Raw genomic sequence first — 15,191 nt, 5'->3', positions numbered from 1 at the left:
GCCAAGGCCTCTTGCCATAACGCTCTGTCTTTGTGCAGAGTCTTTGTTGTAGCTGCGCTCGGTGCATGCCGAGAGCGAGCTGCGGTTCCTCCCTAAACTCAGGCCTGTGCCAGCAATGGTGCGGGCCTTCTTTTTTGCCAGCCGACTGTACGAATAATCGGCAGGTCCGTCACGCAGTTTTTTGCAGGATTGCGCGAAAAATCGCGAGGTCGCACACGGGCCTGTAATTTGTTGCGCAAAAAATATGCAACAAATCGCATGCGCTTTCGCTGCCTTAGATATGAGCGATTCTCAACCGTGAGCGACGCCGAATCCGGGCCAGAGCGCTGGGGCGCCGCGCTCGTACTGCGGCGGATAGGCGAGCTTGGCACCGAGTCGGGCGGCGGCGTGCCACGGCCAACGCGGATTGTCGATGACCGCGCGCGCGAAGGCGACCATGTCGGCGTCGCCGTCGGCGACAATCCGCTCCGCATGATCCGCGTCGACGATCATGCCGACCGCCCGGGTGGCGATGCCCGTCTCGGCGCGGAACTGGCGGGCCAAAGGCACCTGGTAGCCCTCGCCGACCGGGATGCGCGGCCGACCGATGCCGCCGCTCGACACGCAGACATAATCGACGCCGCGCGCCTTGAGTTCGTGCCCGAAGGCGATCGTGTCGGCGATGGTGAGGCCGCCGTCGAGCCAGTCGGTCGCCGAGACGCGGACGCCGAGCGGCTTGTCCGCGGGCCAGAGCGCGCGAACCGCGTCGAACACTTCGAGCGGTAAGCGCAGGCGATTTTCTCGGCTGCCGCCGTAGCGATCGGTGCGCTGGTTGCTGAGCGGCGACAGGAACGTATGCAGCAGATAGCCGTGGGCGCCATGCAGTTCCAGGAGGTCGATGCCGATGCGCAGCGCCCGGCGCGCGGTCGCGACGAAGGCAGCCTTGATGCGTTCGAGGCCGGCCTCGTCGAGCGCCTCTGGCGTCTGCCAGCCGTCGAGGTTGGCGAGCGGCGAGGGTGCCGACGGCTGCCAGGCGCCTTCGGCGGCGGTGAGCGGCCCGCCGCCCTCCCACGGCACGTGCGACGCCGCCTTGCGGCCGGCGTGCGAGATCTGCATGCCGATCGGCGTGGCCGAGAAGCTGCGGATGCCGGCGATGGTGCGGGCGAGCGCCTCCTCGGTCTCGTCATTGTAGAGGCCGAGGCAGCCGAGCGTGATGCGGCCCTCAGGTTCGACCGCGGTCGCCTCGGTCATGAGCAGGCCGGCGCCGCCGACGGCGAGGCTGCCCAGATGCTGGAGGTGCCAGGGCTGGGCGACGCCGTCGCGCGCGCTGTATTGGCACATGGGGGCGATCACGATGCGGTTGGCGAGCTTGAGGCCGCTGAGCGTGATCGGGCGGAAGAGGGCGGGGGCGGGATCGATCATAATCCCAAGGAAATGGGCAACGCCGATCGGCGGACAAGATGCTTCGGTGGGGCGGTGGACAGGCCGGCGGCGCTTCGCCTACAGTCCGCCACATTTCGCCGGATATGTTCGCCTGTCTCCGGACGCTTCCCGATTCCCCTAGAGTTCAACCCCGACCATGATCTTCGGCAAGTTCGAGCGGATGATCGCCTTCCGCTATCTGAGAGCCAGGCGGCAGGAGGGCTTCATCTCCGTCATCGCCGGCTTCTCCCTGCTCGGCATTGCGCTGGGCGTCGCCACGCTGATCATCGTCATGTCGGTCATGAACGGATTCCGCGAGGAGTTCCTCGGCAAGATCCTGGGCGTGAACGGCCATCTCAACGTCTATGGCACGTCCGGCAGCCTCGGCAATTACGATGCGATCACGGGCAAGATCGCGCTGGTCCCCGGCGTCGTCGCCGTGCACCCGCTGGTCGAGGGGCAGGTCCTGGTCTCGTCCCCCGGCCATGCGATCGGCGCGCTCGTGCGCGGTGAGAAGGTCAGCGACCTGAAGGCGCAGCCGCTCATCGCCGATCATATCGTGGCGGGCTCGCTCGAGGCACTCGATGACGATTCGATCATGATCGGCGACGGGCTCGCGCGCTCGATGGGCGTCCGGCTCGGCGATTCGCTGTCGGTGCTGTCGCCCGATGGCAATCCGACGGCGTTCGGCACGACGCCCCGGGTCAAGAGCTACAAGATCGCCGCCATCTTCAATGTCGGCGAATATCACTACGACGGCAGCTTCGTGTTCATGCCGCTCTCGGCGGCACAGCTGTTCTTCAAGGTGCCGGGTGCCGCCTCTTCGCTCGAGGTTTTCGTCAAGGATCCGGACAATATCCAGCCGGTAAGCCAGCAGGTCCGCCAGGTCGCCGGCCCGACCGCGCGCGTGCTCGACTGGACGCAGTCGCAATCGGCCTATTTCAACGCGATCCAGACCGAACGGAACGTGATGTTCCTGATCTTAACGCTGATCATCGTCGTCGCCGCGTTCAACATCATCTCGAGCATGATCATGCTGGTGAAGGACAAGGCGCACGACATTGCGATCCTGCGTACCATGGGCGCGACGCAGGGCATGATCCTGCGCATCTTCTTCCTGGCCGGCGCCTCGGTCGGCGTCGTCGGCACGATCTTGGGCTTCGGCCTTGGCTTGGCATTTGCCGACAATATCGAGTCGATCCGGCAGATCCTGCAGCACTTCACCGGCACCGACCTGTTCAATGCCGAGATCTATTTCCTGTCGACGCTTCCGGCCAAGGTCGAGCCGGCCGAGGTCGCGGCCGTGGTCGGCATGGCGTTCGCACTGTCGTTCCTCGCGACGATATATCCATCCTGGCGGGCGGCACGGCTCGATCCGGTCGAGGCGCTCCGTTATGAGTGACGTTCCCGCTCTCGAGCTGGTCGATATTCAGCGCACTTACCAGCAGGCGAGCGAGCCGCTGCCGGTGCTGCGCGGCGCGTCGCTGACGCTCCATCCGGGCGAGCTCGTCGCCCTCGTCGGCCCGTCGGGCGCCGGCAAGTCGACCCTGCTGCACGTGGCCGGCCTGCTCGAGCGGCCGGACGGCGGCCAGGTCCGGGTCGAAGGCCGGGACTGCGGGCGGATGGGCGACGCCGAACGTACGCAGATGCGGCGCACGACGATCGGCTTCGTCTATCAGTTCCACCATCTGCTGCCGGAATTCTCGGCGGTCGAGAACGTCATGCTGCCGCAGATGATCGCGGGGCTCGGCAAGGGCGAGGCGCGGGCGCGGGCGATGGAGCTGCTCTCCATGGTCGGGCTCACGAAGCGGGCGAGCCACCGGCCGGCGAAGCTGTCGGGCGGCGAGCAGCAGCGCGTCGCGATCGTGCGGGCGCTCGCCAATGCGCCGCGCATCTTGATCGGCGACGAGCCGACCGGCAATCTCGACCATCACACGGCGGACGACGTCATGAACGCGCTCATCGCGATTGTGCGCAACGTCGGTCTGGGCGCGCTCATCGCGACCCACAATCTCGAGCTGGCGCGGCGGATGGACCGGATCGTGGCGCTGGAAGATGGCGTGCTGATCGAGCGGAGCTGATTACTTATGGCGCATGCGGATTTCGTCCATCTCCGGGTTCACTCCGCCTATTCGCTGTCGGCCGGCGCCATCAAGATCAAGGAGCTCTACGGGCTCTGCAAGAAACAGGAGATGCCGGCGGTCGCCGTGACCGACACCGGCAACCTGTTCGGCGCGCTCGAATTCTCGGTCACCATGTCGGGCGAGGGCATCCAGCCGATCATCGGCTGCGAACTCGGCATCCGCGCCCCGGCGCAGGAGCAGGGGCGGCAGAACAAGGGGCTGCCCGATCCGGAGCCGGTCGTGCTGCTGTGCCAGAGCCAGCAGGGCTACCAGAACCTGATCGAGCTGGTCTCGAAATCCTTTCTCGAGACCGACGGGATCGAGGCGCCGCAGGTCTCGCTCGACGATCTCGCGGGCCTAAGCGGCGATCTCCTGTGCCTGACCGGCGGCCCCATGGGCCCGGTCGGCAAGCGCCTCATCGAAGGCAACGCCGCCGCGGCCGAGGCGACGCTCGTTCGGCTCAAGGAAATCTTTCCGAACCGGCTCTATGTCGAGCTGATGCGTCACGACATGGCTGACGAGGACCGTATCGAGGGCGATCTGGTCGATCTCGCCTATGCCCATGACGTGCCGCTGGTCGCGACCAACAACGTCTATTTCGCGCATCGGGACTTCTACGAGGCGCACGACGCACTGCTGTGCATTGCCGACGGCGTCACGGTCAATGTCGACAACCGCCGGCGCCTGACGCCGGAGCACCACTTCAAGAGCGCCGCCGAGATGCGGGCGCTGTTCGCCGATCTGCCCGAGGCTTGCGACAATACCCTGGTGATCGCGCGGCGTTGCGCGTTCTGGGTCAAGAAGATCAAGCCGATCCTGCCGCCGTTCCCGACCGAATCAGGCCGCGACGAGAAGGCGGAACTGCGCGCCATGTCGCACGACGGGCTGACCGTGCGGCTCGAGCGCCAGGTCTTCCCGCAGCTGAAGCCCGAGGACGACCGGGGGGCGGTCGAGAAGCGCTATCGCGAGCGGCTCGACTTCGAGCTCGCCGTCATCGAGAACATGGGCTTCTGCGGCTATTTCCTGATCGTCGCCGACTTCATCCGCTGGGCCAAGGCGCAAGGCATTCCGGTCGGGCCGGGCCGCGGCTCGGGTGCCGGCTCGCTCGTCGCCTGGTCCTGCACGATCACCGATCTGGATCCACTGGCCCTCAGCCTGTTCTTCGAGCGCTTCCTCAACCCGGAACGCGTCTCGATGCCCGACTTCGACGTCGATTTCTGCCAGGACCGGCGCGAAGAGGTCATCCGCTACGTCCAGGAGAAATACGGCCGCGACCGGGTCGCGCAGATCATCACCTTCGGTAAGCTGCAGGCGCGCGCCGTGCTGCGCGACGTCGGGCGCGTGCTGCAGATGCCCTACGGCCAGGTCGACAAGATCAGCAAGCTCGTGCCGAACAACCCGGCCAACCCGGTGACGCTGCAGCAGGCGCTCGACGCCGACGAGCAGCTCCGGGCGTTGCGCGACGGCGACGAGACGGTCGGCCGCCTGATCGGCCTCGCGATCAAGCTCGAGGGCTTGTATCGCCACGCGTCCACCCACGCGGCCGGCGTGGTGATCGGCGACCGGCCGCTGCACAAGCTGCTCGCACTCTACCGCGACCCGCGCTCGGACATGCCGGTCACCCAGTTCAACATGAAGTTCGTCGAGGACGCGGGCCTGGTGAAGTTCGACTTCCTGGGGCTGAAGACCTTGACCGTGATCGAGCAGGCGGTGCGGCTCGTCCATGAGCGCGGCCATGGGCTCGATCTTTTGACGATACCGCTCGACGATCCGGCAACCTTCGAGATGCTGGCGCGCGGCGAGACGGTCGGCGTGTTCCAGTTCGAAGGTGCCGGCATGCGCGATCTTCTGAAGAAGATGCGCTCGAACCGGTTCGAAGACCTCCTGGCCGCGGTCTCGCTCTATCGCCCGGGCCCGATGGACCTGATCCCGGAATATATCGCGGTCAAGCACGGGCAGCAGGAGCCCGACTACATGCATCCCTCGCTCCAGGGCATCCTGGAGGAGACCTACGGCATCATGATCTACCAGGAGCAGGTCATGCAGATCGCCCAGGTCATGGGCGGCTATACGCTGGGCGGTGCCGATCTTCTACGCCGAGCCATGGGCAAGAAGATCAAGGCCGAGATGGACAACCAGCGGAAGATGTTCTGCGAGGGCGCCGTCAAGAACGGCGTGGCACTCGAGCTGGCCGAGATGATCTTCGACAAGATGGCGAAGTTCGCGGGCTACGGCTTCAACAAGAGCCATGCGGCCGCCTATTCGCTGGTCGCGTTCCATACCGCTTATCTCAAGGCGCATTTCCCGGTCGAGCTGATGGCCGCGTCCATGACGCTCGATCTCGGCAATACCGACAAGCTGAACGTGTTCCGCCAGGAACTGCAGCGCATGGGCGTCAAGCTCCTGCCGCCCGACATCAACCGCTCCGAGGTCGAGTTCTCGGTCGAGGGCAAGGGCGAGGAGGCCGCGATCCGCTATGCGCTCGCCGCGGTCAAGGGCGTCGGCGCCGAGGCCATGCGGGCAATCGTCGCCGAGCGCCGGCGCAACGGGCCGTTCAAGAGCCTGTTCGATTTCGCCGAGCGGCTCGAGACGAAGCAGTTCAACAAGCGCCAGTTCGAAAACCTGGCCAAGGCCGGCGCCTTCGACAGTATCAACCCGAACCGGGCCCAGACTTTCGCCGCGGCCGAGCTCATCATGCGCCATGCCGCGACGGTGGCAGGCGAGCGGGGGACGAGCCAAACCAACCTGTTCGGCGGCACGACGGGATTGAAGCACAGTTCGCCCCCGCTGCCGGCCGTGGTCGAATGGCCGAGCATGGACCGGTTGGGCCAGGAGTTCGAGGCGATCGGCTTCTATCTCTCGGCCCATCCGCTCGACCCGTACGAGACCGCGCTGAAGCGCCTCGGCGTCGTGCCGTCCGGCCGGCTCGTCGCCCATCTCATGAGCGGCAAGCCCGGGCGCGTGCGCCTGGCCGGCATCGTGGGCGGCCGCAAGGAGCGCACGTCGGCCAAGGGCAACCGCTTTGCCTTCGTCAGCATGTCGGACCTGACCGGCATGTACGAGATCATGCTGTTTTCCGAGATCCTGGCGCAGTCGCGTCCGCTGCTCGATAGCGGCCAGCCGCTGCTCGTCACGTGCGACGCCAAGCTCGAGGACGACAATGTGCGGCTCACCGCCCAGTCGATCGAGACGCTCGACAACGCCGCTGCCGCATCGTCGGCCGGCCTGCGCGTCGTGCTCAAGGACCCGAGCGGCGTCGAGGGCTTGAAGGCGTTGTTCCTGCGCGATGCCGGGCGCGGCAAGACCGGCAAGGTGAAGCTCGTCGTTCCGGCCGACCGGCGCGAGGTCGAGCTGACCTTGCCGGGCTTCTTTCCAATCGGCGGCGAAACCCGCTCGGCGGTCAAGGCGATCCCGGGTGTGGCCGATGTCAGCGATTTCTGATACTCGGGTCGACTGTCGACATCTTTTGAAACAGAGGGGGCCGAAGCTCTGGTATGGCCGGTTTTCTGCTGAGGGCGCTGTGTCGGTGCGTCCCTGTCGTTTTCCTCGTCTGGTCCGCCTGTGCCGCCGCGGCGGCTGAACCGGTCTCGGTCGACGGTGCCTGGGCGCATCGCAGCACCCGTGCCCATGTGGTCTTCGTCTATCTGAGCATCAGCCTCGCCAAGGACGCGCGCGACGTGCTGATCGGTGCCGCGTCGCCGATTGCGGACAAGATCGACATCCTCGATCTCATGCCCAGGAGCAAGGGCAGGGGCGAGAGCCTCGAGCCTGTGCTGGCGCTCGAGCTCGATTCCCATGCGCCGACCGTGCTGCAGCCGGGTGCGGCGCACCTGATCCTGCGCGGCGTCAAGCAGAAGCTGAAGACGGGCGATAGTTTCCCGGTGACGCTGCGCTTCGCCAATGCCGGCAGCCGCGACGTCGTGGTGAAGCTGCTCGACCTGCCGCCGTCGTCCGGCATGCCGGCGGTGCCGAAGGGCATAAAGCTCGACTGAGCCGGCACTCGCAGGTGGCGGGCGGCCAATTCCTTTGATGCAAGGCTGCCTAAAGAAAACGCCGCCGGGTTTCCCTTGCAAAATCGGGCGCTCCGGCCTATCACCTCGGCCGCGATTGTCGCAAAAACTCACGCGGGTTTGCCCGTGGCCGGATCCAAGAGTCCGGTCGCGCTGGCTCCGGTCCCCTTGATGGGGTTCTCCCGCGGTGGCTCAACCGGAAAACAAGGGTCTGAACGACACCATGACGATTCCGAGCTTCACCATGCGTCAGCTGCTCGAGGCTGGCGTTCACTTCGGCCATCACACCCGCCGCTGGAACCCGAAGATGCAGCCGTATCTGTTCGGCGTGCGCAACGGCGTGCATGTGATCGATCTCGAGCAGACGGTTCCGCTGCTCGCCCGCGCGCTCGATGCGGTGCGCCAGACGACCGCCAGCGGCGGCCGCGTGCTGTTCGTCGGCACGAAGCGCCAGGCGCAGGAGCCGGTCGCTGCCGCCGCGCGGCGTTGCGGCCAGTATTTCGTGAACCACCGCTGGCTCGGCGGCATGCTCACGAACTTCAAGACCATCTCGCTGTCGATCAAGCGCCTGCGCGAGCTCGACGAGAAGATCTCGAACCCGCCGCCCGGCATGACCAAGCGCGAGCTCCTGGAGCTGACCCGCGACCGCGACAAGCTGGAGCGCGCGCTGGGCGGCATCAAGGAGATGGGCGGCCTGCCGGACCTCATCTTCGTGATCGACACCAACAAGGAGAAGATCGCGATCGAGGAAGCGACGAAGCTCAACATCCCGGTCGTCGCCGTGATCGACAGCAACTCGTCGCCGGACCATGTCGCGTTCCCGATCCCGGGCAACGACGACGCGATGCGCGCGATCAACCTTTACTGCGACCTGATCTCGAGCTCGGTGCTCTCGGGCATCCAGGCCGAGCTGATGGCGTCCGGCGTCGACGTCGGCGAGGCCGAGGAAGTGGTCGAGGAAGTGCCGAGCGACGAAGAAGCGCTCGAGGCCGCCCCGGCCGAGGGGGACGAGGAAGCTCAGCCCGGCGCCTGAACGGCCCGTCCTCGCGTGAAGTGAGCCGCGTCGGCTGCCGGAAGGTGGCCGACGCGCCGCTTTAATGAGCGGAAATTTTCGCGGTCCGAAGCCGGAATGCTGCTTGGGACCGCACCCGTTATGCGACGAATTCCTAGGAGAACAGCGATGGCAGAGATCACCGCCGCTTTGGTCAAAGAGCTGCGCGAGAAGACGGGCGCGGGCATGATGGATTGCAAGCGGGCCCTGGGTGAGGTCGCCGGCGACATCGAGCAGGCGATCGACTGGCTGCGCAAGAAGGGCCTTGCTGCCGCCGCCAAGAAGGCGGGCCGCGTCGCAGCCGAAGGCCTGGTCGGCGTCGCGACCGTCGGCAATGTCGGCGTCGTCGTCGAGGTGAATGCCGAGACCGACTTCGTCGCGCGCAACGAGAAGTTCCAGGAGCTCGTGACCGGCGTGACCCAGCTCGCTGTCGAGCATGGCGACGATGTCGCCAAGGTCAAAGAAGTCCATGTGCCGGCGTTCAATGCGACCGTCGAGGCGCACTTGACCCATCTCGTCGCGACCATCGGCGAGAACATGAACTTGCGCCGCATCGCGCGGCTCGAAGTGCCGCAGGGCGTCGTTGTCGGCTATGTCCATAATCAGCTGATCCCGGGCCTCGGCAAGATCGGCGTGCTGGTGGCGCTCGAGTCGGCGGCTGACGCCGCGACGCTGAACCAGCTCGGCCGGCAGCTCGCGATGCATGTCGCCGCCGCCTCGCCGCTGTTCCTCGACGTCGCCTCGGTCGACGCCTCGGCGCTCGAGCGCGAGCGCGACGTGTTGAAGGAGCAGGCGCGTGCCAGCGGCAAGCCGGAAGCGATCATCGAGAAGATGGTCGAGGGCCGGGTGCGCAAGTACTACGAGGAAGTGGTCCTGCTCGAGCAGGTCTACGTCGTCGACGGCGAGACCAAGATCTCGAAGGTCGTCGAGAACGCCGGCAAGGCGGCGGGCGCCCCGATCAAGCTCGCGGGCTTCGCGCGCTTCGTGCTGGGCGACGGCATCGAGAAGGAAACGCAGGATTTCGCGGCCGAAGTGGCGGCCACGCTCAAGTCCTGATCGCTGACAGAGGGCACGGCCGATGCCTCAGCATCGGCCGTGCCGGCTGATCCGGCGCCTTATTCGCCGGTCGAGGTCCGAGGATGGATCAACGGCGGCCGCTTGGCGTTTGCCTCGACGGCTCAGGCGCAGTATCACGACAGGAACTGTCCTGATCAGCCGACATCGCCCAGAAGAAGGTCGCGCGTCCTGATGTCCTCCGATCCCGTCTATCGCCGCGTCCTCCTCAAGCTGTCGGGCGAAGCCTTGATGGGCGAGCGGGAGTTCGGGCTCGACCCGGCCATCGTCAATCGCATCGCCGAGGAAGTGAAGGCGGTGCAGCGCCTGGGCGTGCAGGTCTGCCTGGTGATCGGCGGCGGCAACATCTTTCGCGGCGTCTCGGGTGCCGCCTCGGGCATGGACCGCTCGAACGCGGACTACATGGGCATGATGGCGACGATCATCAATTCGCTCGCCATGCAGTCGGCGCTCGAGCGCGTGGGCGTGATGACCCGGGTTCAGTCGGCGATCTCGATGCAGGCGGTGTGCGAGCCCTATATCCGCCGCCGGGCGATCCGGCACATGGAGAAGGGGCGGGTGGTGATCTTCGCGGCCGGTACCGGCAACCCGTTCTTCACGACCGATACGGCGGCGGCGCTGCGTGCGTCGGAGATGGGGTGCGATGCGCTCCTGAAGGCGACGAAGGTCGACGGCGTCTATGACGCCGACCCCAAGAAGACGCCCGGCGCCAAGCGATATGAGCGCCTGTCTTATCTCGACGTGCTGTCTAAGGATCTCAAGGTCATGGATGCCTCGGCGATTTCCTTGGCACGCGAGAGCAACATTCCTATCCTGGTGTTCTCGCTGTTCAAGCCCGGCGGCTTTGCCGACGTGGTGACGGGACGGGGACTCTATACGATTATTACGGACGCAGAGGGTTGATCGTGGCCGACGGTTTGACCAAGGATTTGAAGCGCCGCATGGAAGGCGCGCTCGAGGCTCTCCGGAAGGAGTTCGCAGGCTTGCGGACTGGCCGCGCGTCGGCGAGCCTGCTCGACCCGGTGATGGTCGAGGCCTACGGCAGTACCATGCCGCTCAACCAGTGCGGCACGGTGAGCGTGCCGGAGCCGCGCATGATCATTGTCCAGGTCTGGGACAAGGCACTCCTGAAGCCGGTCGAGAAGGCGATCCGCGACGCCGGTCTGGGCCTCAATCCCCAGGCCGACGGCCAGACGCTCCGCGTGCCGATTCCGGACCTGAACGAAGAGCGCCGGCGGGAGCTCATCAAGGTCGCGGCGAAATACACCGAGCAGGCGCGTGTCTCGGTGCGCAATGTCCGTCGCGACGGCATCGACGGGCTGAAGAAGCTTGAGAAGGACGGCGAGATCAGCCAGGACGAGCAGCGCCGCATCCAGGCCGAAATCCAGACCCTGACCGACGATTACATCAAGAAGGTCGACGAGGCGTTGGCCCAGAAGGAAAAAGAGATCGCGCAGGTCTGATGTCCATGGACGGACTTCCCTTGTCGCCCGCGCCACCGGCGCATGTGGCAATCATCATGGACGGCAACGGGCGCTGGGCGAAGGCCCGCGGCATGCCGCGTCTGGTCGGCCACAAGCGCGGGGTCGAGTCCGTGCGCGACGCGGTCAAGGCGGCGAAGGCGCTCGGCATTCGCTACCTGACGCTCTACGGCTTCTCGTCGGAGAACTGGCGGCGCCCCCTGGCCGAGGTCAACGACCTCATGGGCCTTCTGCGGCTCTATCTGCGCAGCGAGATCGCTGAGCTGCATCGCGAGGGCGTTCGGCTGCGCATCATCGGCCAGCGCTCCCGCCTGTCCGATGACATCCGCGCGCTCATCGAAAATGGCGAGCGGCTGACGGCGGACAATGCGAACCTGACGCTGACCATCGCGCTTTCCTATGGCGGGCGCGACGAGATCGCCCATGCGGCCAAGGCGATCGCCATGGCCGTGCGCGCCGGGACGCTTGATCCCGAGGAGGTCGATGAGGAGACGGTCTCGCGCCATCTCTTCACCCACGACATGCCGGACCCGGACCTGCTGATCCGCACCAGCGGCGAAAAGCGCGTCAGCAACTTCCTGCTCTGGCAGTGCGCCTACGCCGAGCTCGTTTTCATCGACAAACATTGGCCGGACTTTTCGCGGGACGACCTCGAGAGCGCCATTCGGGAATATCATGGCAGAGAACGCCGCTTCGGCGCCTCCGCCGGCTCCTCCCGCTAGCGGGAGCGCGCTCGGTCCGAGGATCGCTTCGGCGCTGGTCATGATCCCGGTGGCACTTGCCGCCGTCTGGTATGGCGCGCCCTGGACATCGGGACTGGCTGCCCTTGCGGCCGCCATCATGGCATGGGAGTGGGGCCGCCTCGTCGGCCGGTCGCGGCGGCTGGTCGATGATTTGCTGCTGGCCGTCATTGCGGCCCTGTCGGTCGTGGCCGGCGCCTATGCCGCCGCCTGGCTTGGCCTTGTGCTGGCTGCGCTCGGCATCGCGCTTCAGCATCGCCTGGGCCGCGATCGCAACGCGGCACCGCTCTGGACCGCGTTCGGCCTCGTCTGGATCATCGTGCCCTGCATCGGTTTCGTCTGGCTGCGCGATGCGCCGGCGCACGGTGCTGCGACCGTCTACTGGCTGCTGGCGCTCGTCTGGGCGATCGACACCGCCGCCTATGCCGCGGGCCGCACGCTCGGCGGCCCGAAGCTCGCGCCGCGCATCAGTCCGAAGAAGACCTGGGCGGGACTGCTCGGCGGCGTGCTCGCCGCCGTCATCATCGGCGCGATCGCTGCCCTCGTCGTCGGCACGGGCAGCGTCGGGCAGCTTGCGCTGCTGAGCGGCGTGCTTGCCATCGTCGAGCAAATCGGCGATATGGCGGAATCCTTCGCCAAGCGCCGGTTCGGCGCCAAGGATTCGAGCAACCTCATTCCCGGACATGGGGGCCTGCTCGATCGGCTCGACGGCATGCTGGCGGTTGTGCTCGCAGTCGTCATCCTCAGTCTTGTCACGGGCGGAAGTGTTTTGACATGGCGTTAGCCTCTTCGCGGTCCCCACGGTCGGTCACCATCCTGGGGTCGACCGGCTCGGTTGGCACCAGCACGATCGACCTCATTCGGCGCAATCCCGGCGCCTATGTGGTGGAGGCGCTGACCGCCAACAGCGATTGGCAGCAGCTGGCCCGCCAGGCGATCGAGCTCGACGCCCGCACCGTCGCGATTGGCGATCCGGCGGCCTACGCGCCGCTCAAGGAAGCGCTGGCCGGCCGGAACATCGGTGTTGCCGCCGGCCCTGAAGCGCTCGTCGAGGCGGCGGCAGCCAAGTCCGACTGGGTCATGGCTGCGATCGTGGGCGCGGCCGGCCTGGCGCCGACGCTGGCCGCGATCCGCCGCGGCGCCATCGTGGCGCTTGCCAACAAGGAGGTGCTCGTTTGTGCCGGCGATCTCGTCATGCAGGAGGTGGCGCGCTCCGGTGCCACGCTGCTGCCGGTCGACAGCGAGCACAACGCGATCTTCCAGGTGTTCGATTTCGAGCGTACCGAGGCGATCGAGAAGATCATCCTGACCGCGTCCGGCGGGCCGTTCCGCACCCTCGACCGGGCCGAGATGGCCAAGAAGACGCCGGCCCAGGCGGTCGCCCATCCCAATTGGAAGATGGGCGCCAAGATCTCCGTCGACAGCGCCACCATGATGAACAAGGGGCTGGAGCTGATCGAGGCGAAGCATCTCTTCCGGATGCCGCAGGAGAAGATCGAGATCGTCGTCCACCCGCAGTCGGTCATCCACAGCCTGGTCGCCTATATCGACGGCTCCGTGCTGGCGCAGCTGGGTTCGCCGGACATGCGTACGCCGATCGCCTATACGCTCGCCTGGCCCGACCGTATGGCGAGCCCGAGCCCGCGGCTCGACCTGGCGCAGATCGCGACCTTGACCTTCGAGGCACCCGATCCTGAGCGTTTCCCGGCGCTGCGCCTCGTGCGCGAGGCACTTGAGGCCGGCGGCTCGGCGCCGACCGTGCTGAACGCGGCGAACGAAGTTGCGGTTCACGCGTTCCTCAACGAGGAAGTGGGCTTCCTCGACATCGCCGAGATTGTCGAGCGAACGATGGCGGCGATCCCCGTCGGCCCCATCGACACGCTCGACGATGTCCATAATTTTGACAAACAAGCCCGCGATACTGCCGCTAAACTGGCGGCGAGCTATGCCCGTTCGGCGGTGTGAGGAAAGTGCGCGGGCCGGCGTGAAACGGTTTGTTTCCATTCGATCCGTCGATCGGCGCACCATTTGATTGATTTGATGGCTCAGTTGCGCCATCGCTTGGGCAGTAGGGCTGGTGACGACCGGTCCGCTGCGGCACGGAAGGAAGTGGATCGATGAGCTTTTTGACCGGCGGCCTAGGCACGATCGTGCCGTTCCTGGTCGTGCTCACGATTCTCGTGTTCGTGCACGAGATGGGGCACTATCTCATCGCCCGGCGCAACGGGGTCAAGGTCGAGACCTTCTCGATCGGTTTTGGCCCCGAGCTCTTCGGCTGGTTCGATCGCAGCGGGACCCGCTGGAAGCTGTCGGCGATCCCGCTCGGCGGCTACGTCAAGATGTATGGCGACGCGGACGCAGCCTCGGCGCCGTCCGAGGCGCTCGAGCACATGAACGAGACCGAGCGCTCGGTCTCGTTCCATCACAAGCGGCTGGGGCAGCGCGCCGCGATCATCGCGGCCGGCCCCGCGGCCAATTTCCTGTTCACCATCGTCGTCTATTCGATCCTGTTCATGACCATCGGCCGCGGTGTCACGCCGCCGACCGTGGGCCAGGTGATGCCGGAGAGTGCCGCCGCCGCCGCCGGCATCCAGGCGGGCGACGTCATCACGCGCATCGACGGCCGGACCATCAGTAGCTTCGAGGACATCGTCCAGGTCGTGCTGCTCAACACCGGCACGCCGATCAACCTCGCCGTCGATCGCAACGGGACCGAGCAGAAGTTCACGGTCACGCCGCAGATGGTCGACCAGAAGGATCATTTCGGCCATCACCATCGGCTGGGCCAGCTTGGCATCCGCGCGACGAGCCAGGCGGTCTTCACCAAGCTCGACCCGGCGACGGCGGTGTGGGAAGCCGGCCGGCAGACTTGGCTCGCGGTCACGACCACGCTCGACGGCGTCGGCCAGATGATCACCGGGGCCCGCACGACCGACGATCTGGGCGGCCCGATCAAGATCGCGACCATGTCCGGCGAGGTCGCCAAGCTCGGCATCGTCCCGCTGATCAATTTCATGGCCCTGCTGTCGGTAAATTTGGGCCTTATCAACCTGTTCCCCATCCCGGTTCTTGACGGTGGGCACCTGCTGTTCTATGCCGCTGAGGCCGTGTTGGGGCGGCCTCTCGGGCAGCGGGCGCAGGAGTATGGTTTCCGCATCGGCCTCGCTCTCGTGCTGACGCTCATGGTGTTCGCGACGTGGAACGACGTCGTGCAACGGTGGGGCGGTTCTTAAGTCCGGGTCTCATGACCTAAATCTGATTTCGCGTAGGGGCGGGGGACATATTGCGTCCAGCTTTGGATGTTCTTCTGC

The 15,191-nt window shown here is 66.1% G+C and carries 13 protein-coding genes; 12 read left to right on the top strand and 1 reads right to left on the bottom strand.

The annotated features are described in order from the left end of the window. Positions 1-291 precede the first annotated feature (291 nt). Positions 292-1,401, bottom strand: a complete 1,110-nt coding sequence (locus IEY58_RS26875) for an NADH:flavin oxidoreductase/NADH oxidase (RefSeq protein ID WP_189051251.1) — start codon at positions 1,399-1,401, stop codon at positions 292-294. A gap of 157 nt (positions 1,402-1,558) precedes the next feature. On the opposite strand from IEY58_RS26875, the gene IEY58_RS26870 reads away from it, so the two are divergent. The 12 genes from IEY58_RS26870 to rseP all read left to right on the top strand — a co-directional run bounded on the left by IEY58_RS26870 (position 1,559) and on the right by rseP (position 15,113). Then, positions 1,559-2,803 (top strand): lipoprotein-releasing ABC transporter permease subunit, encoded by a 1,245-nt coding sequence (locus tag IEY58_RS26870; protein WP_189051250.1) that lies wholly within the window; start codon positions 1,559-1,561, stop codon positions 2,801-2,803. After that, positions 2,796-3,482: an ABC transporter ATP-binding protein gene (locus IEY58_RS26865; protein WP_189051249.1), complete on the top strand. Its 687-nt coding sequence runs from the start codon at positions 2,796-2,798 to the stop codon at positions 3,480-3,482. Before IEY58_RS26870 ends, IEY58_RS26865 begins: the two co-directional genes overlap by 8 nt. Positions 3,483-3,488: 6 nt before the next feature. Next, the gene (gene dnaE / locus IEY58_RS26860; protein ID WP_189051248.1) at positions 3,489-6,965 is read left to right on the top strand and encodes a DNA polymerase III subunit alpha; all 3,477 of its coding nucleotides are present in this window, start codon (positions 3,489-3,491) and stop codon (positions 6,963-6,965) included. Positions 6,966-7,018: 53 nt separating this feature from the next. Beyond that, the gene (locus IEY58_RS26855; RefSeq protein WP_189051247.1) at positions 7,019-7,516 is read left to right on the top strand and encodes a copper chaperone PCu(A)C; all 498 of its coding nucleotides are present in this window, start codon (positions 7,019-7,021) and stop codon (positions 7,514-7,516) included. A gap of 241 nt (positions 7,517-7,757) precedes the next feature. Beyond that, positions 7,758-8,567 carry a 30S ribosomal protein S2 gene (rpsB, locus tag IEY58_RS26850; RefSeq protein ID WP_189051246.1) on the top strand — a complete coding sequence of 270 codons (810 nt, stop codon included), beginning with the start codon at positions 7,758-7,760 and terminating at the stop codon, positions 8,565-8,567. A gap of 96 nt (positions 8,568-8,663) precedes the next feature. Continuing rightward, positions 8,664-9,641 carry a translation elongation factor Ts gene (tsf, locus tag IEY58_RS26845; RefSeq protein WP_407648460.1) on the top strand — a complete coding sequence of 326 codons (978 nt, stop codon included), beginning with the start codon at positions 8,664-8,666 and terminating at the stop codon, positions 9,639-9,641. Between the two features lie 192 nt (positions 9,642-9,833). Continuing rightward, on the top strand, positions 9,834-10,562 hold the full coding sequence (gene pyrH / locus IEY58_RS26840) for a UMP kinase (protein ID WP_189051244.1): 729 nt from the start codon (positions 9,834-9,836) through the stop codon (positions 10,560-10,562). Positions 10,563-10,600: 38 nt separating this feature from the next. Then, entirely contained in the window at positions 10,601-11,122 is a 522-nt protein-coding gene (gene frr / locus IEY58_RS26835) for a ribosome recycling factor (protein ID WP_189051361.1), read from the top strand. Then, positions 11,122-11,862, top strand: a complete 741-nt coding sequence (locus IEY58_RS26830) for an isoprenyl transferase (RefSeq protein WP_407648458.1) — start codon at positions 11,122-11,124, stop codon at positions 11,860-11,862. The genes frr and IEY58_RS26830 overlap by 1 nt, the downstream gene beginning before the upstream one ends. A gap of 40 nt (positions 11,863-11,902) precedes the next feature. Then, entirely contained in the window at positions 11,903-12,664 is a 762-nt protein-coding gene (locus tag IEY58_RS26825; protein WP_229743974.1) for a phosphatidate cytidylyltransferase, read from the top strand. Further along, a complete protein-coding gene (locus IEY58_RS26820; RefSeq protein ID WP_189051241.1) occupies positions 12,655-13,845 on the top strand; it encodes a 1-deoxy-D-xylulose-5-phosphate reductoisomerase in 1,191 nt (396 codons plus the stop codon). Before IEY58_RS26825 ends, IEY58_RS26820 begins: the two co-directional genes overlap by 10 nt. Positions 13,846-13,997: 152 nt before the next feature. Further along, positions 13,998-15,113, top strand: coding sequence for an RIP metalloprotease RseP (gene rseP / locus IEY58_RS26815; protein ID WP_189051240.1), 1,116 nt, complete (start codon positions 13,998-14,000; stop codon positions 15,111-15,113). The last annotated feature ends 78 nt before the right edge of the window (positions 15,114-15,191 follow it).

The sequence above is a fragment of the Aliidongia dinghuensis genome (genome assembly GCF_014643535.1).
Lineage (GTDB): Bacteria > Pseudomonadota > Alphaproteobacteria > ATCC43930 > CGMCC-115725 > Aliidongia > Aliidongia dinghuensis.
This window is presented reverse-complemented; position numbering and strand designations above follow the sequence as displayed.

What these genes read in the sequence shown, in the direction of transcription:
- IEY58_RS26875 (WP_189051251.1), bottom strand. Translation starts at nt 1,401, where the DNA reads ATGATCGATCCCGCCCCCGCCCTCTTCCGCCCGATCACGCTCAGCGGC.
- IEY58_RS26870 (WP_189051250.1), top strand. Translation starts at nt 1,559, where the DNA reads ATGATCTTCGGCAAGTTCGAGCGGATGATCGCCTTCCGCTATCTGAGA.
- IEY58_RS26865 (WP_189051249.1), top strand. Translation starts at nt 2,796, where the DNA reads ATGAGTGACGTTCCCGCTCTCGAGCTGGTCGATATTCAGCGCACTTAC.
- dnaE (WP_189051248.1), top strand. Translation starts at nt 3,489, where the DNA reads ATGGCGCATGCGGATTTCGTCCATCTCCGGGTTCACTCCGCCTATTCG.
- IEY58_RS26855 (WP_189051247.1), top strand. Translation starts at nt 7,019, where the DNA reads ATGGCCGGTTTTCTGCTGAGGGCGCTGTGTCGGTGCGTCCCTGTCGTT.
- rpsB (WP_189051246.1), top strand. Translation starts at nt 7,758, where the DNA reads ATGACGATTCCGAGCTTCACCATGCGTCAGCTGCTCGAGGCTGGCGTT.
- tsf (WP_407648460.1), top strand. Translation starts at nt 8,664, where the DNA reads ATGCTGCTTGGGACCGCACCCGTTATGCGACGAATTCCTAGGAGAACA.
- pyrH (WP_189051244.1), top strand. Translation starts at nt 9,834, where the DNA reads ATGTCCTCCGATCCCGTCTATCGCCGCGTCCTCCTCAAGCTGTCGGGC.
- frr (WP_189051361.1), top strand. Translation starts at nt 10,601, where the DNA reads ATGGAAGGCGCGCTCGAGGCTCTCCGGAAGGAGTTCGCAGGCTTGCGG.
- IEY58_RS26830 (WP_407648458.1), top strand. Translation starts at nt 11,122, where the DNA reads ATGTCCATGGACGGACTTCCCTTGTCGCCCGCGCCACCGGCGCATGTG.
- IEY58_RS26825 (WP_229743974.1), top strand. Translation starts at nt 11,903, where the DNA reads ATGATCCCGGTGGCACTTGCCGCCGTCTGGTATGGCGCGCCCTGGACA.
- IEY58_RS26820 (WP_189051241.1), top strand. Translation starts at nt 12,655, where the DNA reads ATGGCGTTAGCCTCTTCGCGGTCCCCACGGTCGGTCACCATCCTGGGG.
- rseP (WP_189051240.1), top strand. Translation starts at nt 13,998, where the DNA reads ATGAGCTTTTTGACCGGCGGCCTAGGCACGATCGTGCCGTTCCTGGTC.